Source organism: Allomesorhizobium aridi (assembly GCF_043769475.1).
In the GTDB taxonomy this organism is placed as follows: domain Bacteria; phylum Pseudomonadota; class Alphaproteobacteria; order Rhizobiales; family Rhizobiaceae; genus Allomesorhizobium.
This window is the reverse complement of sequence record NZ_CP171729.1, coordinates 3544886-3568622: the sequence shown is the minus strand read 5'-3', so window position 1 is coordinate 3568622 and position 23737 is coordinate 3544886. Positions and strand designations below refer to the sequence as shown.

Sequence of the window (23737 nt, the reverse complement as noted above, 5' to 3'; positions counted from 1 at the left end):
ATGATCGGCAATCGTTTCGCACCCGCCGCCCAGCCGCTGCTCCTCAAGGGCGCAAGGCCGATCGGCTTTGGCGAAAAATCCATATCCGATGCGCCGCTCGACATCATGATCGGCAAGGACGGCCGCATCGCCGAAGTCTCTGCGCGGATCGAAGCCGGCGGCGACGTCCGCACCGTCGAGGCGAAGGGAGCGTTCGTGTCGCCCGGATGGACCGATCTTCACGTCCATGTCTGGTATGGCGGCACCGACATTTCGCTCAAGCCGGAGCAGTGCGGCGCGGCGCGCGGCGTCACCACCATGGTCGATGCCGGTTCGGCCGGCGAGGCCAATTTCCATGGGCTGCGCGAATTCATCATCGAACCCGCCCGCGAGAACATCTACGCCTTCCTCAATCTTGGCTCGATCGGCCTCGTCGCCTGCAACCGCGTCAGCGAACTGATCGACATGCGCTCGATCGACATCGACCGCACCATCGCGGCGGTCGAGGCCAACCGCGATGTCATCGTCGGGCTCAAGGTCAGGGCCAGCGCGGTCATCACCGGCGGCTGGGACCTCGCGCCGGTCAAGCTCGCAAAAAAGCTCTGCCGCATCCTGAAACTGCCGCTGATGGTGCATGTCGGCGAGCCGCCGCCGCTCTACGACGATGTGCTCGGCGTGCTGACCGAGGGCGACATCGTCACCCACTGCTTCAACGGCAAGGCCGGCGGCTCGATCCTCGAGGATGAGGATCTCTACCAACTCGCCGAGCAGGCGGCGGCGCGCGGCATCGTGCTCGATGTCGGCCATGGCGGCGCATCCTTCTCCTTCGACGTGGCGAAGGCTGCCCTGTCGCGCGGGTTGAAGCCGCAGACCATCTCGACCGACCTGCACAACCGTTCGCTCGACGGATCGGTCTGGGACATGGCGACGACCATGTCCAAGCTGCTGTCGCTCGGCATGAAGCTCGACGATGTCGTGGCAGCCTCGACCACAGCGCCGCGGCGCGCCATCCGCCTGCCGGCAGACAACCTGCTGGAGGTTGGCAAGCCGGCCGAGTTCACCTTGTTCGATGTGGTCGATTCCGACCTGACGGTGAAGGATTCGCAAGGCGCGGCAAGCCGGCTCACCCGGCTCTTCGAGCCGCGCTATGCGATCCTTGGCGCGGAGCCCGTCACCGCGCATCGGCACGTTCCGGCGGAAGGTTCGGCCGGCGGGCATGCCTGTCCGCATTGCGGGTGGAAATCATGACCCTCGACGCCGACACCATCCTCTCGGTCCGCGACCTGAAGACCTGGTTTGTGACCCGCCGCATGACGGCCAAGGCGGTAGACGGCGTCACCTTCGATCTGAAGCGCGGCGAGACGCTGGCCGTGGTCGGCGAATCCGGCTCTGGCAAGTCGGTCACCAGCCTGTCGATCATGGGCTTGCTGTCGCGGCCGGGCGCGATCGCCGGCGGCAGCATCCTGTTTCGCGACCGCAAGGAGCGGGTCCACGACCTTGCCGCCTTCGGCCAGAAGGAGTTCCGCAAGATTCGCGGCCGGGAGATCGCCATGATCTTCCAGGAGCCGATGACCAGCCTGAACCCGCTCTACACCGTCGGCGACCAGATCGGCGAGATGATCGCGCTGCACGAGCCGGTCAGCCGCAGCGAGGCACGCAGTCGCGCCCTTGAAATGCTGAGGCATGTCGAGATTCCTGACGCGGCGTCGCGCCTCGACGACTATCCGCACCAGATGTCGGGCGGCATGCGCCAGCGCGTCATGATCGCCATGGCCCTTGCCTGCGGTCCGTCGCTGCTGATCGCCGACGAGCCGACCACGGCGCTCGACGTGACCATCCAGGCGCAGATCCTCGATCTCCTGCGCCGGCTGCAGGCGCAGTTCGGCATGTCGATCCTGTTCATCACCCACAATCTCGGCGTCGTCGCCGAAATCGCGCACAATGTCGTGGTCATGTATGGCGGCCGCGTCGTCGAGCAGGCGCCGGTCAACGATTTGTTCGCGCATCAGCGTCATCCCTATACCAAGGGCCTGCTCGCCTGCACGCCGAACGCCGCGCGCGACATCAGCCCGGACGGCGAGCGGCAGGCACTCTATTCGATCCCGGGCAGCGTGCCGCCGATCACGGCGCTGCCGCCTGGCTGCGCCTTCGAGCCGCGCTGCCAATTCGCGCTGAAAGCCTGCCGTGAAGCGCCGCCGCCGCTGGTCGCTGCTAGCGTGGGCTTTTCGCGCTGCATCAGGAGCGCCGAGCTATGAGCGTCGCCGCCGAACGCCTTCCCGACCAGAGCTGGCAATCGCCGGCCGAACAGCCGGTCCTGCTCAGCGTCGAGGGCCTGACTAAGCATTTTCCGGGGCGCGGCGGCCGCATCGTGCATGCCGTCGAGGATGTCAGCTTCGAGGTACGCAAGGGCGCGACCGTCGGGCTGGTCGGCGAATCCGGTTCGGGCAAGACCACCGCTGGCCGCTCCATCCTGCGGCTGGTCGAGCCGAGCGCCGGCAAGGCGGTCTTCGACGGCGTCGACCTGTTTTCGCTCACGCCGCGCGAGATGCGCACCTATCGCCGGCGGCTGCAGATCGTCTTCCAGGATCCGTTCTCCAGCCTAAATCCGCGCATGCGCATTGCCGCAATCATCGGCGAGGCGCTCGACGCGCGCGGCTTTCCGCGCGGCACGAAGCGGGCCGAGCGTGTCGCCGAGTTGCTGACGCTGGTCGGTCTCTCGCCTGATCATGCCACGCGCTTCCCGCATGAATTTTCGGGCGGCCAGCGCCAGCGCATCGGCATCGCTCGCGCGCTCGCCGTCGAGCCGGAATTCGTCGTCGCCGACGAGCCCGTTTCGGCGCTCGACGTCTCGGTCCAGGCGCAGGTGCTCAATCTTTTGAGCGAGCTGCAGAAGAGCCTCGGCCTCACAATGCTGTTCATCGCCCACGATCTCTCGGTGGTCGAATATCTCTGCGACGAAGTGGTGGTGATGTATCTCGGCCGGATCATGGAGCGGGGGCCGAGCCGCCGCGTCTACGCCGCGCCGCGCCACCCCTACACCAAGGCGTTGCTCGCCACCGCGCCCATTCCCGATCCGACCCGGCGGCGCACGCATGTAGCACTGCACGGCGACATTCCGAGCCCGATCAACCCGCCTTCGGGCTGCGTCTTCCGCACGCGCTGCCCGCTCGCGCTTCCTGCCTGCGCCGAAACCATCCCGCCGGTCGAGGCGGTCGGCGGAGGCCAGTTCGTGGCCTGTATCCGCCACAACGAAACAGCATCCTGACTGGAGTTTGCATGACCTTTTCCGAGCTTCTCAAGCGTCCGGAAACCACGCCGTACGACCGGCTCAAGGCGCTTGGGATCACGCTTCCCGGCGCACCGCCGCCGATCGCCAATTTCGTCACCCACGTGCTTGAGGGCAACCTGCTCTACCTTTCTGGGCAGGGCCCGAGCGAGGCCGACGGTTCCCTGCACACCGGCAAGGTCGGCGCGGAGATTTCCGCCGAGGCGGCGTACGCCCATGCGCGGCTCACCGGTATCAATCTCATCGCGGTCATGCACGAGGCGCTGGGCGATCTTTCGCGCGTGCGCCGCGTGGTAAAACTGTTCGGCATGGTCAATGCCGCGCCCGATTTCGCCGACCATCCCTCCGTCATCAACGGCTGCTCCGATCTTCTCATCGAAGTGTTCGGCGACAGGGGCATCCATGCGCGCTCTGCCGTCGGCCACGGCTCGCTGCCCGGCCGCATCACCGTCGAGATCGAAGCCATCGTGGCGGTGGATTGATGCCGGCGATCACTCGTTCAATTCATGAATTCCCGGAGTCCTGACAGAATGCCGACCAAAGATATCCGTGCCGACCTTGGCCTCCGCCCGGTCATCAACGTCTCCGGAACCATGACCTCGCTCGGCGCTTCCATAGTCGTTCCAGAGGCGGTCGAGGCGGTTTCGGCGATCCTCACCGAGTTCGTCGAGATGGGCGACCTCCATCGCCGCGCCAGCCAGGTCATCGCCGAACTCACCGGCGCGGAGGCGGGCTTCGTCACCGCTTCCTGCTCGGCAGCGATCAGCCTGGCGGTCGCCGCCTCTATGACCGGCTCCGATCTTGCCGCCATCGAACGGCTGCCTGATACGACCGGCCTGAAGAACGAAGTCGTCATCCAGTCCGGCCACATGATCAGCTACGGCGCACCGGTCGAGCAGGGCATAAGGCTGACCGGAGCCAAGGTCGTCCCAGTCGGGCAGGCGACCAGCGCGTCGGCCTATCACCTGCGCGGCGCAATCAACGAGCGCACCGCCGCCGCCGTCTATGTCGTCTCGCACCACGTCGTGGACTACGCCCAGATCCCGCTGAAAATATTCGCCGAAGTCGCGCATGAGTGCGGCGTGCCAGTCATCGTCGACGCGGCATCCGAATATGATTTGGCGGGCTTCCTCGCCGACGGCGCCGACCTCGTGCTTTATTCCGGCCACAAATTCCTCGGCGGCCCGACCTCCGGCATCGTCGCCGGGCCGAAGGCACTCGTGCGCAACGTCTATCTGCAGAACCGCGGCATCGGTCGCGGCATGAAGGTCGGCAAGGAAGGCATTGTCGGCGCGCTCGCGGCGCTGAGCGCCTGGAAAACGCGCGACCATGATGGCATCCGCGCGCGCGAGCGCAGCGCCCTTGGCTGCTGGGTGGAGGCGGCTCGAGGGCCGGCCCGGCGTCATCGTCGAGATCGTGCCCGACCCGACCAACAACCCGCTCGACCGCCTGAAGCTCAGCGTCGATCCGGCCGAGGCGCGCATCAGCGCCTGGGATCTCGCCGATCGTCTCGCAGCCGGCGATCCACCGGTGATCGTGCGCGACCACGAGGTCGAGCACGGCTACTTCTACCTCGATCCGTGCAACCTTCATCCCGGCGAGGAGCATAAGGTCGCGGCAAGGCTGATGGAGGAGTTGGAAAAGGCCCGCATGTCCAACGAAGTAATCGTCACGCCGTTCACCGAACGCCTGCTGCGCCAGGAAGCGGCGATCCTGAAATGGCCGGACTGATCGCCGTTCCCGCGTGGACAGAAACAGCCTAATGTACCTTGAACACGCAATCTTGCGAGCAGCCGGCGGAAAATGACCGACCTTGATGTGAAACCCGCCGATACGACCATCGCAGAGGTGCGCCGCTCGCGCACCAGCGGCATCGACCGTGCGCTGCAGATCCTCGACTTCCTGCAGAAGGTCGAGCGGCCGGCCACCGCCTACGAGATCGCGCGCCATATCGGCGCGCCGCTGTCCACCATCTATGTCATCGTCGACGACCTCGTTGAGAAGGATCTGCTCGACCGGCAGGACAACGGCCTGATCTGGCTCGGCCCGCGGCTCTACCATTACGGCCTGACCTATGCGCGAAGTCTCGACCTTTTGACCGCCGCGACGCAGGAAATGGCGGAACTCGCCGAGACTTCCGGCGAGACGATCCAGATCTGCGGCCGCGACGGCGACCACATGGTCGTGCTGGCCATGGCAGAGGGGCCGGATCATTTCCAGGTCACCTCGCGGGTCGGCACACGCAGCCCGCTAAACTGGACGGCGTCGGGACGGCTCCTGGTCGGGCACCTGTCCGAGGCAGAGCGGCGCGAGATATTCGCACGCTCGGCCACTGCGTCGCCGACAGGTCGCGCGGAAACCAACACCGATGTGCTAGCGGCAAGTTCGCGCGCCGCGCTCGAGCAGGGGCTGTCGATCCAGGCCGGCGAATCCGACTTTTCCGTCGCCTGCATAGCCGCACCTATCCGTGACAGCCAGGGCGCATGCCGCGCCACCATCTCGATCGTGGTTCCCGACATCAAGGTCAGGCAGAAGGATCCCGACCTGATCGCGCTGGTCAAAGCCAGCGCGCGCCGCATCGAATCGCGTCTCGGCTGGCGGCCGGGCAGGGTGTAGCGCCAGTCTGTTGGTTAGGCTGGCAGAGCCCGCGAATCGCGGGTCAGCTTCACAGCCGCCAGGCAACCGATTAGCCCCAGCGGCAGGAACGTGAGGAAAATCCAGGAAGCCACACCGGCGGATGTTTCGGCGCTGAGCCCTTCAGAAAAACCGACCGCGTTGGCGATAATGCCGGTCATGGCCGCGCCGACCGCGTAGCCGATGCGCTGCATGGTCGGCACGCCCGATGACGCCACCGTGCTTTCGGCCGGGTCGGCGGTCGCCACGATGACGCGCGTGACGAACGGCCAGGCGATGCCGAAGCCGCCACCCTGCAGCACCGCGCAAAACAGGATCAGCGGCACCGATCCAAGCGGCACGGCATAGGCGAAACCGGCTATTCCGGCCGCGATCATCGACGCTCCGCCGATGATGATCGCCCGCTCGCTGCGCGGCGGCGCGTTGGCGACCAGTATCGAGAGGATCGACCACGCGATCGATTCGGCGGCGATGATGTAGCCCGTCGTCAGCAGCGGAATATCGTGCAGAGTTGTCAGGATCAGCGGGCCGTAGAGTGCGAAGGAGCATGTCGCGATCGAGAAGGCGAACACCATGATCATGCCGCTGCCGACGGCGGAGCGTGGGTCGAACGGCCTTGTCGGAAACAGCCGCGAGCGGGGCTTCCGCGCGTCGAGCAGGAAGAACAGCGCAAGCCCTGCGAGGCCGGCGAGCAGGAACAGCGACGAGCGCAGCATCTCGATATCGACGCCGGCAAGCGCGATCAGCAGCACGCTCGACGCAAGGCATGCGAGCGCGGCGAAGGGAAAGGGCGGCAGTGCGGTTCCGGCGGCCTTGCGCGTCGTCGCCTCCGGGCTGCGCAGCACGGCGTAGCAGGCGATTGCCATGGCAAGGCCGCCGAAGACGAACACACCGAAGGCCCAGCGCCAGGAGAAATACTGCGAGAGCAGCGCGCCGATCAGCGGACCGGAGAAGGCGGCGACACCCCAGATCGCCGACATGACGCCGAAAAGCTGCGGCCATATTTTGCGGGGAAACAGCCGCTCGACCGACACGAAGGCGAGCGACACCAGCGCGCCGCCGCCAAGCCCCTCGACCACGCGGCCGGCCAGGAACACAGGCATGGAGGGCGCCATGGCGCAGATCAGCGCGCCGGCCGCATAGAGCAGTGCGGCGGCCATCATGTTGGTGCGCAGCGGCACGTAGCTGACCATCCGGCCCGCCGCAGCACCCGCGGTGATCGCGCCGATCTCGTAGACCGCAAGCGACCAGCCGACCAGTTCCACTCCCGACAGGTCGCCGACCATCGCCGGCATGACTGTCGCGACCATGGTTTCGTTGGTGGCGTGCAGCAGGATGCCGAGGCTGATGAAGCAGAAACGCGCCAGATCGCCGCTCGCCCACAGCGCCCGCCAGTCCACTCTTTCCGCCTCGGTGTAAGTCATGGCCGCCTCGTCGCGGCCATGGATAGGGCGGCCCGCCGCGTCCAGCAAGAAGAAGCGGTGAGGCCAGCAAGTACGGGAACGGAGAGATTGCGGGACCCGGAAGCCAGCGTGATCGAACTTTGCAGGCTGCACCGGTCAGTTCGAGACGCTGCGCAACTCGAACTCGGTGACGCCGAGAGCGATGTTGACGCCGGTCTGCGCCTGCAGGCTCAAAGGCTGCAATGTGAAGGTCTGGTTCGAGCCTCCGACGAGCAGGTTCGCGCCGGCGCCGGCGGCCGCGGATGCCTCGGCGCTTACTCGAAATAGTCGCCGGCCAGCGCGCCCGGCGCATAGACGTTGGTGCTGGGCGCCAGCACGGCCCATTGTATGTAGGTGGTTCCGGTAGTGCCGACATCGAGGCCGATCTTGTTGATCGCGCCGAAATAGCTTTCGGGGGCGAAAGACTGGTCAGCCGGCCTGTAGGTGCATCTGACGTCCTTGGTCGAGCCGACGATGAAGCCGGTTCCGCCTTCCACCTGACAGTCCAGGAGCCCGATCTCGACGCCGCCCTGCTGGGCCTGGGCGGCGAAGGCGACGGCCGAGAGCGCGGCGGTAGCGGCGGCCGTGATGATCGAAGTTTTCACCTCATGTCTCCTTCGTGCCGTTCAGCTCGATAAACTGACGGCGGCAGACATGGTTCCGGCGCGGCTAACGCGTCCGCTCAGCTGGCGCGGGTGCGGGCCAGGCCTTCGACGGCGGGCTTGTAATTGGGATCCAGCTGGGCGGCGCGGGCATAGGATTTCGCCGCCTTCGCCTTGTCGCCGCGGCGCTCGTAGATCAGCGCCTGGTTGGCCCAGCTCTCGGCGATCTTGCCGTCGAGCTTGATGGCCATGTTGAAGTCGGCGAAGGCGTTTTCCTCGTCGTTGGTGGCGATATAGGAAAGGCCGCGGCCGTTATAGGGTTCGGCGGCGTCGGGGGCGAGAGAGATCGCGGTCGAGAAATCCTCGATGGCGAAATTGTGCTGGCCCTGCGACTGATAGATCAGGCCGCGATTGTGGTAGGCGCGCGGGTCCGTGGTGTCGAGCTGGATTGCTTTCTGGAAATCGTTGAACGCCTCCTGCACGCGGCCCGCCTTGCGGTAGAGATTGCCGCGGCCGATATAGGCGGCGTCGTAGCTGGGGTTGAGCTGGATCGAGCGGTTGTAGTCGGCCAGCGCACTCGCCTGGTCGCCGAGGAAGCGGTGGATCAGGGCGCGGTTGGCGTAGGCCTGGTAGAAATCCGGGCGCAGCTCCAGCGCCTTGTCGAAATCCCTGAGCGCTTCGCGATATTTGCCTCCGCGGCCATAGGCCGATCCGCGCACATTATAGGCTTCCGGGTCGCTCGGATTGCGGTCGATGACGGCCGACAGCGACGAGATGTTCTCGTCGGAGCCCTGCGCCACCTCGATGGTCGCCAGTTCGCCCGTTGGGGTGGTCGTGCAGCCGGCCAGCGCAAAGCCGGAAATCATGGCCGCAAGCATTGCGAAGCCGCGTCCCGAGAGTTTGCGGTTGCCAGGCAATGCGTTCATCAATGGTGCTTCCTCAGGCTGCCGGTCAAAGAAAAAGGTGGTGGCGACTTACCATCGCCCCACCTCCGGTATGCTTTGAAAAGGACGAAATATTGGCGGATCAGCGCGGCGTGCGCGGAGCTCCGGCGCCTGCGGCGGCAACCGGGCGCGGCGTCATCGGCAGCAGGCCTTCGCGCTGTGCGCGCTTGCGGGCCAGCTTGCGGGCGCGGCGGACGGCTTCAGCCTTCTCGCGGGCGCGCTTTTCGGAGGGCTTCTCATAGTGTCCGCGCATCTTCATTTCGCGGAAGATGCCTTCGCGCTGCATCTTTTTCTTGAGCGCGCGAAGCGCCTGATCAACATTGTTGTCGCGGACGAGTACCTGCACGGGCAATCCTGTCTTTCGGTTTAAAATCAAAAGGCAACGGCCAATAGACCTATGCCTCCGCGGCGGTCGCCACCGCGAATTGCGCTGGCTGTTAGCAGAATCAGAGGGGAATGTCGAGAGGGAAGCCCGCTATTGCATCGCTTGCCCAGTCGCCGTCGGATCAATGTAGATCCTGCGGCAATCGATGGCAATGGCGCATTTGCTTCCGGCAAATTCTCCCAGCACTGTGAAGAACGCTGGAAGAAGGTGTTCAGCCGAAGCCAATATGATATAATTTTTCCCGCATGGGCTTTTGGGGGGATCCAGATCCAATCCAAAAGGGCACCAGCCGGCTGGCGGCTGGCCCTATCCGGCCGCCAGCCTCGCATTCCCGATCTCGCGCTTGCAGCGCGGCAGTTGCCGTTGCCGTTGCCGAAAAGCAGATAGCGTCAGCCGCCTGCGCTTGGCGGTACCTTACGTGCGGTTGATCGAGACGCCGCCATCGGCCAGAAGTGCTGCGCCGGTGGTGAAGCTTGACGCGTCGGAGGCGAGATAGAGCGCCGCCCGCGCGATCTCTTCCGGCCTCGCGATGCGCTTCAGCGCATGCAGCCCTTCCACAAACGCCAGCACCTCGGGTCCGGCGCCCGGCGCGTTGGTGATGCTCGCCGGCGTGTCGGTGCCGCCCGGAAGCAGCGCGTTGACGCGAACGCCCTTGGCTCCGTATTCGGCGGCGAGCACCTGCGTCAGGCCTATCAGTCCGGCCTTGCTCGCCGCGTAAGCCGCCATGCCGGGAAAACCGACAGTGTGGCCGACGAAGGTCGAGGTGAAGATCAGTGAACCGCCGCCGCGCTCGATCATCGCGGGGATCTGGTATTTGGCGCCGAGAAATGCGCTGTTCAAATTGGTGTCGAGCGTTTCGCGCCAGCTTTCCAGCGTCATCTCCGGCACCGAACCCGCATTGCCAACCATGCCGGCATTGTTGAACGCGATGTCCAAGCCGCCGAACTTCTTCACTGCCAGTTCGACCAGCGCCCTCGCATAAGCTTCATCCCGAACATCGCCGGCCAAGGCGACAGCCTCGCCTCCGGCCTCGGCGATTTCCTCAACCAGCGCGTCAAGTTCGGCCTGCCGCCGTGCGGCGACGACAACGCGCGCGCCCTGTTCGGCAAACAGCAGCGCCGTGGCCCGCCCAATGCCAGAGCTTGCGCCGGTGACGATCGCAACCTTGTTCACGAGTGAAAACATTTTCTTAAGCCCTTCCGATTTCCCACCGGCGGTTGCCGGCTTCGACGACCGTGGTCGCAAATCGGACGAAGGCCAGCCACCCGATACGTGCGGAAGGACGAAGTCGAGATTTCGCTCGCGAGGTGGAAAGCCGAGCGGCCGCAAGACGGCCTGCCGGCGGACCGGCGATGCCTGCCGCCGGCCTGCTACCCTGAACGGTCAGCTCTGCTCGACCGCCGTCGCCGCCTGATCGATGATCGCGGCGATGGCGTTGGCCTGCTCGTTGGTCAATGGTTGACGGCTGAGCCGCATCCTGAGCGCGAGGTTGAAATTCTCGGTCGCGCGGACGATCTGCGGCATCGCGCTCTGGCCCTGCGCCTGCTGGATACCCGCCATTCGCGCGAAGAGCGCGTCGACCGCCTCGCGGTTGCGGCTCGAGAAACTCGGTTCCTTCCGGCGTGATCTCGTGGAGTTTTCTGGCGCTTTCGTCGGTCGTCACGCGGACATGGCCGATGTCTTCGAGCAGGGTCAGCGTCGGATAGACGACGCCTGGGCTCGGGCTGTAGGCGCCGCCGACCTTTTCCTCGATAGCGCGGATGATGTCGTAGCCGTGGCGCGGCTTTTCCGAAATCAGTTGCAGCACGACAAGGCGGAGATCGCCCTGGTCGAAGATGCGCCGCCTGCCGCCGCGTCCGCCGCCATGGCGATGCTCGGCGCGTTCGGCGAAATGGCCGTGCGGCCCTCGGGATTTCCAGTTGTGGCGGCTGTGGCCGCAATGTCTGAAGGGGTTCATTTCAATCTCTTTCGATATGTTAAGATGCAACTTAGATATATCTAAGTTGCATCTTATGCAAGCCCCTCGACGAAGAATTTGGCTCCTGGGCCTGCCCGGCCGATCTGGAAGGGCTGGTCGTCCGGCGCAAAGCGGCAATCGCCGTCGCAAACAGCGCAAAGGTGACATCGGCTTTTCGCTAGTGGTATGCCTCGCTTTCTGAACGACAGCCGATCGGTTGCGGCATTCGCGGGGCCAAAAAGATGCGGAAATATTCGGTATTTGCGATCGCCCGCGAGGCGATGCGCGGCAATAGGGGCTGGGAGGAGCAGTGGTCCTCGCCCGAGCCGAAGGCCGAATACGACGTGATCATCGTCGGAGCGGGCGGCCATGGCCTGGCGACCGCCTACTACCTCGCCAAGGAGCACGGCATCACCAATGTCGCGGTGCTGGAAAAGGGCTGGCTCGGCGGCGGCAACACCGGCCGCAACACCACCATCATCCGCTCCAATTATCTCTACGACGAATCGGCCGGCATTTACGACCACGCCCTGAAGCTGTGGGACGGGCTCTCCCAGGATCTGAACTACAACGTCATGTATTCGGCGCGCGGCGTCATGATGCTGGCGCACAACGTCCACGACATTCAGGTGCTCAAGCGCCACGTCCATGCCAACCGGCTGAACGGCATCGACAATGAATGGCTGACGCCGGAGCAGGCCAAGGAATTCTGCCCGCCGCTCAACATTTCGCGCGACGCGCGCTATCCCGTGGTCGGCGCATCCCTCCAGCGCCGCGGCGGCACGGCACGCCACGACGCGGTCGCGTGGGGCTATGCGCGCGCGGCCTCGGCGCGCGGCGTCCACATCATCCAGAACTGCGAGGTCACCGGGATCAAGCGCGCTCCCGGCGGCCAGGTGACGGGCGTCGAGACCAGCAGGGGTTTCATCGGCGCGAAGAAGGTCGGCGTCGTCGCGGCGGGCCATTCCTCCGTCATCATGAACATGGCCGGCGTCAGGATGCCGCTAGAAAGCTATCCGCTGCAGGCGCTGGTGTCGGAACCGGTCAAGCCGGTGTTTCCGTGCGTGGTCATGTCCAACACCGTCCACGCCTACATCTCGCAGTCCGACAAGGGCGAACTGGTCATTGGCGCCGGCACCGACCAGTATATTTCCTATTCACAAACGGGTGGGCTCCACATCCTCAACCACACGCTCGACGCCATCTGCGAGATGTTCCCGATGTTTACGCGCATGAAGATGCTGCGCTCCTGGGGCGGCATCGTCGACGTGACGCCCGACCGCTCGCCAATCCTGGCCAAGACGCCGGTCAAGGGGCTCTACGTAAATTGCGGCTGGGGCACGGGCGGCTTCAAGGCGACGCCGGGCTCCGGCAACGTCTTCGCCCACACCATCGCCCGCGACGAGCCGCACCCGATCAACGCGCCCTTCACCATCGAACGCTTCCGCACCGGCCGCCTGATCGACGAAGCGGCGGCGGCGGCGGTCGCGCACTAAGCCCCGAGAGAAAATCATGCTGTTGATCCGCTGCCCCTATTGCGAGGAAGAGCGTCCCGAGCTCGAATTCCGCAACGCCGGCGAGGCGCATATCGCGCGGCCGTCGAATATCACCGCGACAAGCGACGAGGATTTCGAAAAGTTCTTCTTCATACGCTCCAACCCGAAGGGGATTATCTTCGAGCGCTGGCGGCACATGCATGGCTGCGCGCGCTTCTTCAACGCCGCGCGCGACACCGTCACCGACAAGTTCGTCATGACCTACAAGGCCGGCGAGCCGAGGCCCGACCTCGCCGCAATCGCGGAAAGCGGTCCGGCTGCGTGGGCCAACCGGCCGCCCGACCAGCTCAACGTGAAGAAGCCGGCGGCGAAGCGGAAGTCGGCGAAGAAGGGGGAAGCGTGATGGTCAATCGTCAACGGCTGCGACTGCACTCGGCATCAGTGGAGATCGCATAAATGGCGGCCAACTATCGCATCTCCGGCCATGGCCGCCTGGCACAGTCAAAGACCGCGCGCTTCTCGTTCGACGGCCGCTCCTTCGCCGGCGTCGAGGGCGACACGCTGGCCTCCGCGCTACTCGCCAACGGCGTCCACCTCGTCGGCCGCTCGTTCAAATACCACCGCCCGCGCGGCATTCTTTCGGCAGGCGCCGAGGAGCCCAACGCGCTGGTCCAGGTCGAGCGCGACGCGGCGCGGAAGACGCCGAACGTCCGCGCCACCGTGCAGGAACTCTATGACGGGCTGACCGCGCACTCGCAGAACCGCTGGCCCTCGCTCGCCTTCGACGTGGGCGCCGCGTCCGACCGCGCCGGCGGCATGTTCTCGGCCGGCTTCTACTACAAGACCTTCATGTGGCCAAAGGCCGCGTGGAAGGCGCTTTACGAGCCGCGCATCCGCGCCGCCGCCGGCCTCGGCGTCGCACCTGACCAGCCCGATCCCGATCATTACGCCTCGCGCTTCGCCCATTGCGACGTGCTTGTGCTTGGCGGCGGCGCTGCCGGCATCGCCGCGGCATTGGCTGCCGCCGAAACCGGCGTCCGTGTAATCGTCTGCGACGAGCAGGCCGAATTCGGCGGCGCGTTGCGGTTCGAGGCGGGCGCTTCGGTCGACGGCGCGAACGGCTGGGCCTGGGCGCAAGCGACCGTGGCAAAGCTCGCGGCGATGGAGAATGTCCGCGTTCTGCCGCGCACCACCGCCTTCGGCTATTACGCGCAGAATTTCGTCGGCCTTGTCGAGCGTGTCACCGACCATCTCGCCAGGCCCGGCGACGGGCTGCCGCGCGAGCGCCTTTGGCAGGTCCGCGCCAAGCGCGTCATCCTCGCCACCGGCTCGATCGAGCGCCACATGGTGTTCGCCGACAATGACCGGCCGGGCGTGATGCTCGCCTCGGCGGCGCGTACCTATCTCAATCATTACGGCGTGACGGTCGGCCGCAATGTCGGCGTCTACACCGCCAACGATACCGCCTATGCGGCAGCCATCGACCTGAAGAAGGCCGGCGTCAACATCGCCGCGATCGTCGACCTGCGCGACAACCCCTCCAGTCCGGCAGTCGACGAGGCGAGGGCGCTCGGCATCGAAGTCAATCATGGCCGCGCCGTCATCAGGGCGGGCGGCAAGCTGCGCGTCTCCTCCATGACCATCCAGCCGAAGAGCGGCGGCGGCGAACGCACCATTCCGGTCGACGCCGTCCTGATGTCGTCGGGCTGGACGCCGTCGGTGCACCTCTTCTCGCAGTCGCGCGGCAAGGTCGCCTTCGACGACGCCACAAAGCGCTTCCTGCCCGGAGCCTACGCACAGGATTGCGTGTCTGTCGGCGCCTGCAACGGCACGGACGATGTCACGACGGCTGTCGACGAGGCGTACGCCGCCGGCGAGAAGGCCGCGAGGGATTTCGGCGGCAAAGCCCTGAAATCCCCCAGGCCGAAGGCCGCGAGCAGCGAAAGCTTAGCCGGCAACATGCTTGGTGCCGCCCCCGGCGCGGGTCCGGATAAAACCGTAAAAGCCTTTGTCGATTTCCAGAATGACGTTACCGCCAAGGATATCCGCCTCGCCGTAAAGGAAGGCATGCGCTCGATCGAGCATGTCAAGCGCTTCACCACCACCGGCATGGCGACCGACCAGGGCAAGACCTCCAACATGCACGGCCTGGCCATTGCCGCCGAGACGCTCGGAAAGGAAATCCCGGAGGTCGGCCTCACCACCTTCCGCGCGCCCTATACGCCGGTCACCTTCGGGGCCATCGTCAACCATGGCCGCGGTGCGCTGTTCGACCCGACCCGCAAGACGGCGACGCACGCCTGGGCGGAAGCCCACGGCGCGGTGTTCGAGGATGTCGGCCAGTGGAAGCGCGCCTGGTATTTTCCGAAGGCCGGCGAGGACATGCACGCCGCCGTCAACCGCGAATGCGTCACCGTGCGCCGGTCCGCCGGCCTGTTCGACGCCTCCACCCTCGGCAAGATCGAGGTGGTCGGCTCGGACGCGGCGAAGTTCATGGAACTGCTCTACACCAATCCTTGGGAGAAGCTGGATGCCGGCCGCTGTCGCTACGGCATCATGCTGCGCGAGGACGGTTTTATCTATGATGACGGCGTGGTCGGCCGCCTCGCGCCCGACCGCTTCCATGTCACCACGACGACCGGCGGCGCGGCCCGCGTCATGAACCACATGGAGGACTACCTCCAGACCGAGTTCCCGCATCTCAACGTCTGGCTGACCTCGATCTCCGAGCAGTGGGCGGTGATCGCCATTCAGGGGCCGAACTCCCGAAAGATCATCGAGCCGCTGGTCGAAGGCATCGACATGTCCGACGAGGCGCTGCCGCATATGTCGGTGCGTGAGGGAAAGATCTGCGGCGTGCCGACCAGGCTGTTCCGCATGTCGTTCACCGGCGATCGCGGCTTCGAGGTCAACGTGCCGGCGGACTACGGCCTGGCTGTCTGGGAAGCGCTCTGGGCCGAGGGCCAGAAGCACGGCGCCTGTGCTTACGGTACCGAAACGATGCATGTGCTCCGGGCCGAAAAGGGTTATATAATTGTCGGCCAGGACACCGACGGCACGGTCACCCCGAACGATGCCGGGCTCGACTGGGCGGCCGGCAAGAAAAAGACCGACTTCGTCGGCATTCGCGGCCTGACCCGGCCCGATCTCGCCGCCCCCGGCCGCAAGCAGCTTGTCGGCCTGAAGACAAAAGACCCTAAAATTGTGCTGGAAGAGGGCGCGCAGATCGTTGCGGATCCGAAACAGCCAGTGCCAATTAAGATGATCGGCCACGTCACCTCCAGCTATTGGTCGGAAAATTGCGACCGCTCCATCGCCATGGCGCTTGTTGCCGACGGCCGCGCCATGATGGGCAAGACGCTTTACGTTCCGATGCCGGATAGTGTCATCGAGGTCGAGGTGTGCTCGCCCGTGTTCTTCGACGAGAAGGGAGGCCGCCTCAATGGCTGACGCAGTATCGAGGATCGCCGCGCGCGCGCCGGCTTTGTCCGGCCGCGAGTTCGGCGCGAAGGATGTCAGGCTGACGGTGCTGCAACCCGCCGACCGCATCTCGCTGCGTGCGCCGGCCGCTTCTCTTGGCGCTTTGTCCAAGGCTCTCGGCTTGACGCTGCCCACTGCGCCCAAAAACTCGGCCAGCAAAGGCAAGCGATCGGCGCTGTGGCTCGGGCCGGACGAATGGCTCGTGATCGACGAGGGCGGCCGTGATCCGCTGGCCGACTGCGCCGGCGTCAAGGCGCTGCATTCAGCGGTCGGTATCTCGCACCGCAACGTCGCCATCTCGGTCACCGGGCCGGCCGCTGCTGCCGCGATCAATGCCGGCTGCCCGCAGGATCTGTCGCTCGCGGCCTTTCCCGTAGGCGCCTGCTCGCGCACCATATTGGGCAAGGTAGAAATCGTGCTTCTGCGCACCGCCGAGGACGCCTTCCGCGTCGAATGCTGGCGTTCTTTTGCCGACTACGCTTTTGCCTTCCTCATCGAAGCCGCGCGCGACGCTGCGGCCTGACGAGGCGCGGGCCTTCCGTCCCCTCAGGGGGAGGGAGAAGCCGGGCATCACTTTCCGTCGTGGATCATTTCCACGGCAAGGCCGGCCAGCAACGGCACCAGTTCGCCGTGCCTGAGGCCCCGTTCCGGATTGGAGGCGTTGCCGTCCAGCGCGCGCTTGTAGACACCCTGGCAGATCGCCGCGAGCCGGAAGAAGGAGAAGGCGAGGAAGAACGTCCAGTCGGCAATGCCGCCGATGCCGCGCCGCCGGCAATAGGCCGCGACGTAATCTTCTTCGGAGGGAAGGCCGGGCGCCTTCCGGTCGATGCCGCCAAGGCCGCGAAAGCCCGAGGCGTGCGGCAGCCGCCATTGCATGCACTGATAGGCGAGGTCGGCATAGGGATGGCCGAGCGTCGAGAGTTCCCAGTCGAGCACGGCCAGGACTTCCGAGCGGTCGGGCGCAAAGACCATGTTGTCGAGGCGATAGTCGCCATGCACCAGCGAGGCGACGCCGTCGTCCGGCGGCATATGCGCCTCAAGCCAGTGGATCAGCCGGTCCATGTCGGCGATGACGCCGGTTTCGGTCGCGCGATACTGGCTCGTCCAGCGGCCAAGCTGGCGTTCGAAATAGCTGCCGGGCCTGCCGAAATCGCCAAGCCCGACAGCCGCCGGATCGATATCGTGCAGGGCGGCGAGCGTCGCGTTCATCGCATCGTAGATTGCTGCGCGTTCGGAGTTGGAACCGATCTCGGGCAGGGCCGGGTCCCAGAAGATGCGCCCCTCGACGTAGCCCATGACGTAGAACATGCGGCCGATCGGAGAGTCCTCCGGCGACAAATGCAGCATTTCGGGAACCGGAACCGCCGTGCCGGCCAGCGCCTTCATGATGCGGAATTCGCGGTCGACCTGATGCGCCGATTTCAGCAATTGCCCGGGCGGCTTGGCCCGCAGCACATAGCGGCCGGACGTTGTTGTAAGCAGATAGGTCGGATTGGACTGGCCGGACTTGAACTTCTCGATCGACAGGAGCCCGGAAAAGCCGGGGATTGCCGCCTCCAGATAGGGCGCGAGGCGCCGCCTGGTCGAGCGCGTTCCGGTCGCTCATCCCGTAGCTTTCTCCGGCTCGACCATGGTCAGCGTCAGCCAACGCGCCGTCAGCGCCGGCTTCTTCGATCCATCGATCTCGATAGTGACCTCATGCGCGACCTGGACCCAGCCGGAGGGCCGCACCTTCACGTCGGCAAGCACGAATTTCGTTCGGATACGTGCGCCTGTCTTCACCGGCGCGACGAATTTCAGGCTCTCGAAACCCTGGTTGATGCCCATGCCGGCGCCTTCCAGCGGCGGTATGGTCTCGTAGGCCATGGCCGACAGCAGCGACAGCGTCAGGAAGCCGTGCGCGATGGTGCCGCCGAATGGCGTCTCCGCCGCGGCCCGTTCCGGGTCGCAATGGATGAACTGGTGGTCGTCGGTCGCGTCGGCGAACAGGTCCATCATCTGCTGCGTGACGGTGCGCCAGGGCGATGTGAGTTCGGACCCGACGCCGGCCACGAGTTGATCAACGGTTATTGGTTTCAAGCGTTCGGCTCCCGGTACGAAATCATTCTTTGAACAGCGTCATGCCATGCTGCACCGACTGTCCGCCGTCGATGGGCAGTATGGCGCCGGTGACATAGCTGCCCGCACGGCTGCACAGATACAGGGTCGCGCCGGCAATGTCATCGGGCGCGCCGATCCTGCCGATCGGCACGTGGCTCGCCACCCGGCTGGCGCCTTCTTCGCTGCCCGTGGCGAATGCGGTCATGCGGCTGCGGAAGGGTCCGGGCGCAAACGCGTTGACGGTGATGCGCCGGCCCGCCAGTTCAATCGCCAGCGTCCGGGTCAGGTGGTGCACCGCCGCCTTCGAAGCGGTGTAGGAATAGGCGTCGTCGGCCAGCGGCTGGGTTCCCATCACCGAGCCGAGATTGATGATACGCGCCGGGTCGGCGTCGGAAGCCGCCTTGGAGAGCAGCGGCAGAAGTTCGCGCGTCAGGTGGAACAGCCCGGTGACGTTGACGTCGAACACTTTCGCCCAAGCCTTGTAGGGAAAGCTCTCCAGCGGCTCACCCCAGGACGTGCCGGCATTGTTGATGAGAATATTCAGCCGGTCGGTTCGTTCTTTCACGGCAGCGGCGAGCGCCAGCACGCCGGCCTCGGTGCTGACATCGCCGCCGAAGCCTTCGGCTCTGCCCGGCGCGCCGAGCGCGTTCAGTCCGCCGGCGACGCGGGCGCAGTCATCGCCCTTGCGCGAGGCGATCATCACGCTCGCGCCTGCCTGTACCAGTGCGGCCGCGGCCATGCGGCCGATGCCGGTCGCAGCGCCGGTGACGAGCGCCGTCTTGCCGGCAGCCGAAAACAGATCGTCGAGATAGGACATCGAAACCTCCCGGCCGCGGCGCAGCGCCGCTTGTTCGCGATAGCGTTGCAATGGGAAGCCAGTATGTTGATGCCGCACCGGCCGTAAAGGCCCGAACTTGGCTAGCGCGGCAGACCTCTTTGCGATCGGCAGATGAACCAGGTGGTGATCCGCGCGTTGCGGGGGACTTGGCCTCACTGAGGAGAAGTCGGATGTCTGAGATGGCCCTTGGCATGACGGAGCGGCTGAAGCCGATCCACGAACGCGTTGCCCGCATGGTGCGGGAAGAGATTATCCCGCTCGACGCCGAATTCCTCGCCGAAGTCGGCAAGGATGGAGACCGCTGGGCTTTCACGGCGCAGCAGCGGGAGATTCTCGGCGAGTTGAAGGGCAAGGCGCGCGAGCGCGGCCTGTGGAATTTCTGGTTGACGGCATCTGAGAGCGGGTACGGCCTCTCGACCGTCGAATACGCCTATCTCGCCGAGGAGATGGGCCGCGCGCATCTCGGGGCCGAGACCTTCAACTGCTCCGCGCCCGACACCGGAAACATGGAGGTGCTGGAACGCTACGGTTCGGAGGACCATAAGGAGAAGTGGCTGCGGCCGCTGCTGGACGGCAAGATCCGCTCCGCATACCTGATGACCGAGCCGGATGTCGCCTCCTCCGATGCCACCAACATCGCGATGCGCTGCGAGCCCGACGGCGACAATTATGTGCTGAACGGCGAAAAATGGTGGGCTACGGGCGCCGGCGATCCGCGCTGCAAGATCTACATCGTCATGGTCCGGACGGGCGATGACACCGCGCCGAAGCACAAGCGGCATTCGATGATCCTGGTGCCGGCCGATGCGGGCGGCGTCAAAAAGCTGCGGCCGATGACCGTCTATGGCGACGACGATGCACCGCACGGCCATTTCCACATACGCTTCGACAATGTCCGGGTGCCCAAAGACAATCTGATCCTGGGCGAGGGCAGGGGCTTCGAGATCGCGCAGGGGCGGCTCGGACCCGGCCGCATTCATCATTGCATGCGTGCGATCGGCCAGGCGGAATCAGCACTCGAGATGATGTGCCAGCGTTCGCTCCGCCGCGAGGCGTTCGGCAAGAAGCTGGCCGAACTCGGGGCGAATTTCGACATCATCGCCGAATGCCGCATGGAGATCGAGATGGCGCGGCTGCTCTGCCTCAAGGCGGCATGGATGATCGACCAGGGCGACGCGCGCGCCGCCGCACCTTGGATCAGCCAGATCAAGGTTGTCGCGCCGCGCGTGGCGCTGAAGGTCGTCGACGAGGCGGTGCAGATATTCGGCGGCGCCGGCGTCAGCCAGGACACGCCGCTGGCGCGCTCATGGACGCATCTTCGGACGCTGCGCCTCGCTGACGGCCCCGACGCCGTGCACCGGCGGCAGGTCGCGCGGGCGGAACTCAGGAAATACACACAGGAGAAGATCTGAGCCCGGGGAAGGCGCTTTCCCGAAACGAGAGGAGGTCCGGCGGCTACTCCGCCGGCTCCATGCCAGTATAGGCGGCCTCATCGAGTTCGCGCTTCAGCCGCGCCTCTTCCTCGATCTTCGGCGTCACAAAGCGGCCTAGCAGCAGATAGGCGACGGGCGTCAGGAACAGCGTCGAGACGGTCGCCAGGCCGAGCCCGCCAACGATGATCCAGCCGAGCGCAATTCGGGCCTCGGCGCCGGCGCCGGCGGCTAGAACCAGCGGCAGGCCGCCCAAGATGGTGCAGATCATGGTCATCAGCACCGGTCGCAGCCGGATGTTCGACGCCTCCTCGATCGCTTCGCGCACGCCCATGCCCCTGTCGCGGAGCTGGTTGGCGAATTCGACGATGAGAATACCGTTCTTGGCCATGATGCCGACCAGCATGACCAGGCCGATCTGGCTGTAGACGTTCAGGCTGGTCCCCGTCAGCAGCATCGCGAAAACCGCGCAGGCGAGGCCGAGCGGCACCGTCGCCATGATGATGATGGCGCTGACGAAGCTCTCGAACTGGGCGGCGAGCACAAGCAGGATGATGACGATGGCGAAGCCGAATATCACGAACATGCTGCTCGACTGTTCGCCCAGCGTCGCCGTTTCGGCGAGCGGTATGATGCGGCTGCCGGCAGGGAGCAGCGGGGCCGCTAGCTCCTGCGCGACTTCGTAGGCTTCGCCGAGGGCGAAGTCGTCGCGCAGCGCCGAGGTGACGGCGACGGCGCGCAATTGCTGCTCGCGCGCCAGCGACGGCGGCACCGCCTGTTCGGTCAGGCTGGCGATGGTCGACATCGGAACGAAACGGCCGTCGCCGGCGCGAAGGTAAACGTTCTCCAGGTCCGTCGGATCGTTGATGGGGTTGGTGGTGGAGACGAATTTGACGTCATAGGCGCGGTCGTCGATGAAAACCGAACCGACTTCACGCCCGTCGAGCATGGACTGCATGGCTTCGGCCAGCCCGGCTATATCGATGCCGACGTCGGATGCGCGTTCGCGGTCGATGCGCACAGAAAGCTGCGGCTGCGTGGTGTCGGTGGAAAGCCTGGGCTGCTGGAAGCGGGGATCCTTCTCCATCTCGGCGACGATTGAGGCTGCAGCCTTGCCAAGGTCGGCGTAGTTGTTGCCGGCGACCGCGAATTGCAGGCCGCTGCCGGCGCCGCGGATGCCCAGGCTGTTCGGCTGGGCGGCGAAGACCCTTACGCCCGGCACCTGCCGCATCAAATTCTCGATCTCGTCGACGATTTGCTGCTGGGTGCGCTCGCGCTCGTGCCATGGCGCGAGAGACAGCACCATGAAGCCGCTATTGGCCGAGCTGTTCGACCCGGCAATGCCGAAAGTGTTTCGAATCTCGCCCGATTGGCGCATGGGGGCGACCAGCTGTTCGATTTCGCGCATCTTCTGCGACAGATAGTCGAGGCTGACGCCTTGCGGCGCGGTGATGCGCAGGAAGGCCGACGAGCGGTCCTCGGGCGGAGTGAGTTCCTGCTGGATGGAGCCGGAGATGCCGAATGCCGCGGCGCCGAAGAGCACCGAAGCCAGGACGACAAGCGCGGGAGCATTCAGGCAGGCGCGAAGCATGCGGCGGTAGAGACCGGCGAGACTTTGGCCGACCCGCGCGGCAGCGCCGGTTCGCTGCTCCTCACCGGCATGCCCGCGGAGCATTCGCGACGCGAGCATGGGACAAAGCGAAAGCGCGACCACGGCGGACAGAGCGACCGAACACGCCAGCACGAAGCCGAATTCACGGAACAGGCCGCCGGTTTGGCCAGGCAGGAAGGACAGGGGAACGAACACGGCGATCAGCGTCGCCGTGGTGGCGATCACCGCGAAGAACACCTCCTTCGCGCCCAGCACGGCGGCGGCGCGCGGGCCCATGCCCTGGTTGCGCCTGCGCACGATATTCTCAAGCACGACGATGGCGTCATCGACAACGAGGCCGGTGGCCAGGACCAGCGCCAGCAGGGTCAGGATGTTGATCGAGAAGCCGGCCAGGTAGATCGCCGCGACGGTCCCGATCAGCGCGACCGGCATGGAGAAGCCGGGAATGAGGGTCGCGCGCCAGTCCCAGAGGAACAGGAAGATGACGAGCAGCACCAGCGACACCGAAAGAATCAGGGCGATCTCGACCTCATGGATAGCGCCCTCGATGAACGTCGCGTCGTCACTGGTGACGCGGATTTCCATGCCTTCGGGGAGCGTCTCGTTGAGCTTCGCCGCCGCTGCGTGCACGCCTTCGGAAATATCCAGCGTGTTGGACTGAGCCTGCCGCACGATGCCGAGGCCGATGCCGGTGGCGCCGTTGGCGCGCAGGCTGGACTCGCCGATGTCGGGACCGAGCGTGACCGTTGAGACGTCGCCCAGACGGGTGCGGCCGTCACCGATGATGATGTTCTCGAAAGCCTCCGGCGTCGTCAGCGAGGCTGTCGCACGCACGACCAGATCCTGCGTGTTGCTGGTCAGCGATCCCGCCGGTGCGTCGAAGGCCATCGACGAGAGGGCGCCGCTGATATCGGCGACGGTCAGGCCGTGGCCGGCGAGGCGCGCCTGATTAATGTCCACCCGGAAGATCTTGTCGCGGTTGCCGTAGATTTGCACGTCGGCCACGCCGGGAACCGCGGCAAAAGCGTCAACCACCTCATCCTCGATCAGCACGGTCATGTCCTCGACGGACATATCCTGTGAAGTAACGGCCAGGCGCAGCACCGCATCCGCGTTTGCGTCGGCCTTCACGATGCGCGGTATGTCGGCGAGGTCGGGTAGCTGATTCTGGACCCTCGACACCGCGTCGCGCATGTCGGAGGCCGCGGTATCGAGATCGACATCGTCGCCGAACTCGACCGTGACCCGGCTGCGGCCGAAGGAAGAGGTTGACGATATCGCTTCCACGCCCGCCACGCGCGAGACCGCACCTTCCACGATTGCCGTCAGTTCGCGGTCGATGGTCTCTGCGGCGGCGCCGGTGAAATCGGTGGAAATGGAGATGACGGGCCGGTCGACATCCGGCAGTTCCCGAATCTCGACACCGGCCAGGGCCGCCAGACCCGCTACCACGATCAGCGTGTTCAAGACGAAGGCCAGCACCGGGCGGCGCACGAAAAGCGCCGTCATGCCTTTTTCGCCGTTGGCGTCCTGGTTAGCGGCCATGGCGCGC

General features: G+C 65.5%; 18 protein-coding genes and 4 pseudogenes. 11 read left to right on the top strand and 11 right to left on the bottom strand.

The genetic code is table 11. The features are described 5' to 3' along the window. The 6 genes and pseudogenes from ACG873_RS19565 to ACG873_RS19540 all read left to right on the top strand — a co-directional run bounded on the left by ACG873_RS19565 (position 1) and on the right by ACG873_RS19540 (position 5881). Positions 1-1227 carry an amidohydrolase/deacetylase family metallohydrolase gene (locus tag ACG873_RS19565; RefSeq protein ID WP_394886866.1) on the top strand — a complete coding sequence of 409 codons (1227 nt, stop codon included), beginning with the start codon at positions 1-3 and terminating at the stop codon, positions 1225-1227. Then, positions 1224-2234 (top strand): ABC transporter ATP-binding protein, encoded by a 1011-nt coding sequence (locus ACG873_RS19560; protein ID WP_394886864.1) that lies wholly within the window; start codon positions 1224-1226, stop codon positions 2232-2234. The genes ACG873_RS19565 and ACG873_RS19560 overlap by 4 nt, the downstream gene beginning before the upstream one ends. Continuing rightward, positions 2231-3244 carry an ABC transporter ATP-binding protein gene (locus ACG873_RS19555; protein ID WP_394886863.1) on the top strand — a complete coding sequence of 338 codons (1014 nt, stop codon included), beginning with the start codon at positions 2231-2233 and terminating at the stop codon, positions 3242-3244. The genes ACG873_RS19560 and ACG873_RS19555 overlap by 4 nt, the downstream gene beginning before the upstream one ends. A gap of 11 nt (positions 3245-3255) precedes the next feature. Then, positions 3256-3747 carry a RidA family protein gene (locus tag ACG873_RS19550; protein WP_394886861.1) on the top strand — a complete coding sequence of 164 codons (492 nt, stop codon included), beginning with the start codon at positions 3256-3258 and terminating at the stop codon, positions 3745-3747. A 48-nt stretch (positions 3748-3795) separates the two neighbouring features. After that, a pseudogene (locus ACG873_RS19545) lies at positions 3796-4996 on the top strand (aminotransferase class V-fold PLP-dependent enzyme). A 72-nt stretch (positions 4997-5068) separates the two neighbouring features. Beyond that, a complete protein-coding gene (locus ACG873_RS19540) occupies positions 5069-5881 on the top strand; it encodes an IclR family transcriptional regulator (RefSeq protein WP_394886859.1) in 813 nt (270 codons plus the stop codon). A gap of 14 nt (positions 5882-5895) precedes the next feature. Here ACG873_RS19540 and ACG873_RS19535 read toward each other — a convergent pair whose 3' ends face one another. The 7 genes and pseudogenes from ACG873_RS19535 to ACG873_RS19505 form a co-directional block, all read right to left on the bottom strand. Further along, positions 5896-7323, bottom strand: coding sequence for an MFS transporter (locus ACG873_RS19535; protein WP_394886858.1), 1428 nt, complete (start codon positions 7321-7323; stop codon positions 5896-5898). A gap of 135 nt (positions 7324-7458) precedes the next feature. Next, positions 7459-7946: pseudogene (locus tag ACG873_RS19530) on the bottom strand (DUF992 domain-containing protein). 77 nt (positions 7947-8023) lie between these two features. Then, on the bottom strand, positions 8024-8869 hold the full coding sequence (locus tag ACG873_RS19525; RefSeq protein ID WP_394886857.1) for a tetratricopeptide repeat protein: 846 nt from the start codon (positions 8867-8869) through the stop codon (positions 8024-8026). Between the two features lie 100 nt (positions 8870-8969). Then, entirely contained in the window at positions 8970-9233 is a 264-nt protein-coding gene (rpsU, locus tag ACG873_RS19520) for a 30S ribosomal protein S21 (protein WP_394886855.1), read from the bottom strand. 453 nt (positions 9234-9686) lie between these two features. Continuing rightward, positions 9687-10457, bottom strand: coding sequence for an SDR family oxidoreductase (locus ACG873_RS19515; protein WP_394886853.1), 771 nt, complete (start codon positions 10455-10457; stop codon positions 9687-9689). A gap of 198 nt (positions 10458-10655) precedes the next feature. Beyond that, the gene (locus ACG873_RS19510) at positions 10656-10796 is read right to left on the bottom strand and encodes a hypothetical protein (RefSeq protein ID WP_394893819.1); all 141 of its coding nucleotides are present in this window, start codon (positions 10794-10796) and stop codon (positions 10656-10658) included. Positions 10797-10929: 133 nt separating this feature from the next. Beyond that, positions 10930-11229: pseudogene (locus ACG873_RS19505) on the bottom strand (PadR family transcriptional regulator); the annotation flags it as partial. Between the two features lie 242 nt (positions 11230-11471). Between ACG873_RS19505 and ACG873_RS19500 the strand changes: the two are divergent. From ACG873_RS19500 to ACG873_RS19485, 4 genes are read left to right on the top strand one after another with little or no spacing between them, the layout of a single operon-like run. Then, positions 11472-12725, top strand: coding sequence for a sarcosine oxidase subunit beta (locus ACG873_RS19500; RefSeq protein ID WP_394886852.1), 1254 nt, complete (start codon positions 11472-11474; stop codon positions 12723-12725). A gap of 16 nt (positions 12726-12741) precedes the next feature. Further along, a complete protein-coding gene (locus ACG873_RS19495; RefSeq protein WP_394886850.1) occupies positions 12742-13128 on the top strand; it encodes a sarcosine oxidase subunit delta in 387 nt (128 codons plus the stop codon). A gap of 53 nt (positions 13129-13181) precedes the next feature. Then, entirely contained in the window at positions 13182-16175 is a 2994-nt protein-coding gene (locus ACG873_RS19490; RefSeq protein ID WP_394886849.1) for a sarcosine oxidase subunit alpha, read from the top strand. Continuing rightward, the gene (locus tag ACG873_RS19485) at positions 16168-16728 is read left to right on the top strand and encodes a sarcosine oxidase subunit gamma (protein ID WP_394886847.1); all 561 of its coding nucleotides are present in this window, start codon (positions 16168-16170) and stop codon (positions 16726-16728) included. The genes ACG873_RS19490 and ACG873_RS19485 overlap by 8 nt, the downstream gene beginning before the upstream one ends. 47 nt (positions 16729-16775) lie before the next feature. Here ACG873_RS19485 and ACG873_RS19480 read toward each other — a convergent pair. From ACG873_RS19480 to ACG873_RS19470, 3 genes and pseudogenes are all read right to left on the bottom strand, one after another. Continuing rightward, a pseudogene (locus ACG873_RS19480) lies at positions 16776-17811 on the bottom strand (phosphotransferase family protein). Then, positions 17808-18284 carry a MaoC family dehydratase gene (locus ACG873_RS19475; RefSeq protein ID WP_394886845.1) on the bottom strand — a complete coding sequence of 159 codons (477 nt, stop codon included), beginning with the start codon at positions 18282-18284 and terminating at the stop codon, positions 17808-17810. The pseudogene ACG873_RS19480 and the gene ACG873_RS19475 overlap by 4 nt, the downstream one beginning before the upstream one ends. 22 nt (positions 18285-18306) lie before the next feature. Beyond that, positions 18307-19122, bottom strand: a complete 816-nt coding sequence (locus ACG873_RS19470; RefSeq protein WP_394886843.1) for an SDR family oxidoreductase — start codon at positions 19120-19122, stop codon at positions 18307-18309. A 191-nt stretch (positions 19123-19313) separates the two neighbouring features. On the opposite strand from ACG873_RS19470, the gene ACG873_RS19465 reads away from it, so the two are divergent. Beyond that, complete coding sequence (locus ACG873_RS19465) at positions 19314-20555, top strand: acyl-CoA dehydrogenase family protein (protein WP_394886842.1); 1242 nt, start codon at positions 19314-19316, stop codon at positions 20553-20555. A gap of 43 nt (positions 20556-20598) precedes the next feature. On the opposite strand, the gene ACG873_RS19460 is transcribed toward ACG873_RS19465, so the two are convergent. Next, positions 20599-23730, bottom strand: coding sequence for an efflux RND transporter permease subunit (locus ACG873_RS19460; RefSeq protein ID WP_394886840.1), 3132 nt, complete (start codon positions 23728-23730; stop codon positions 20599-20601). Positions 23731-23737 lie beyond the last annotated feature (7 nt).

What these genes read in the sequence shown, in the direction of transcription:
- ACG873_RS19565 (WP_394886866.1), top strand. Translation starts at nt 1, where the DNA reads ATGATCGGCAATCGTTTCGCACCCGCCGCCCAGCCGCTGCTCCTCAAG.
- ACG873_RS19560 (WP_394886864.1), top strand. Translation starts at nt 1,224, where the DNA reads ATGACCCTCGACGCCGACACCATCCTCTCGGTCCGCGACCTGAAGACC.
- ACG873_RS19555 (WP_394886863.1), top strand. Translation starts at nt 2,231, where the DNA reads ATGAGCGTCGCCGCCGAACGCCTTCCCGACCAGAGCTGGCAATCGCCG.
- ACG873_RS19550 (WP_394886861.1), top strand. Translation starts at nt 3,256, where the DNA reads ATGACCTTTTCCGAGCTTCTCAAGCGTCCGGAAACCACGCCGTACGAC.
- ACG873_RS19540 (WP_394886859.1), top strand. Translation starts at nt 5,069, where the DNA reads ATGACCGACCTTGATGTGAAACCCGCCGATACGACCATCGCAGAGGTG.
- ACG873_RS19535 (WP_394886858.1), bottom strand. Translation starts at nt 7,323, where the DNA reads ATGACTTACACCGAGGCGGAAAGAGTGGACTGGCGGGCGCTGTGGGCG.
- ACG873_RS19525 (WP_394886857.1), bottom strand. Translation starts at nt 8,869, where the DNA reads ATGAACGCATTGCCTGGCAACCGCAAACTCTCGGGACGCGGCTTCGCA.
- ACG873_RS19515 (WP_394886853.1), bottom strand. Translation starts at nt 10,457, where the DNA reads ATGTTTTCACTCGTGAACAAGGTTGCGATCGTCACCGGCGCAAGCTCT.
- ACG873_RS19510 (WP_394893819.1), bottom strand. Translation starts at nt 10,796, where the DNA reads ATGCCGCAGATCGTCCGCGCGACCGAGAATTTCAACCTCGCGCTCAGG.
- ACG873_RS19500 (WP_394886852.1), top strand. Translation starts at nt 11,472, where the DNA reads ATGCGGAAATATTCGGTATTTGCGATCGCCCGCGAGGCGATGCGCGGC.
- ACG873_RS19495 (WP_394886850.1), top strand. Translation starts at nt 12,742, where the DNA reads ATGCTGTTGATCCGCTGCCCCTATTGCGAGGAAGAGCGTCCCGAGCTC.
- ACG873_RS19490 (WP_394886849.1), top strand. Translation starts at nt 13,182, where the DNA reads ATGGCGGCCAACTATCGCATCTCCGGCCATGGCCGCCTGGCACAGTCA.
- ACG873_RS19485 (WP_394886847.1), top strand. Translation starts at nt 16,168, where the DNA reads ATGGCTGACGCAGTATCGAGGATCGCCGCGCGCGCGCCGGCTTTGTCC.
- ACG873_RS19470 (WP_394886843.1), bottom strand. Translation starts at nt 19,122, where the DNA reads ATGTCCTATCTCGACGATCTGTTTTCGGCTGCCGGCAAGACGGCGCTC.
- ACG873_RS19465 (WP_394886842.1), top strand. Translation starts at nt 19,314, where the DNA reads ATGTCTGAGATGGCCCTTGGCATGACGGAGCGGCTGAAGCCGATCCAC.
- ACG873_RS19460 (WP_394886840.1), bottom strand. Translation starts at nt 23,730, where the DNA reads ATGGCCGCTAACCAGGACGCCAACGGCGAAAAAGGCATGACGGCGCTT.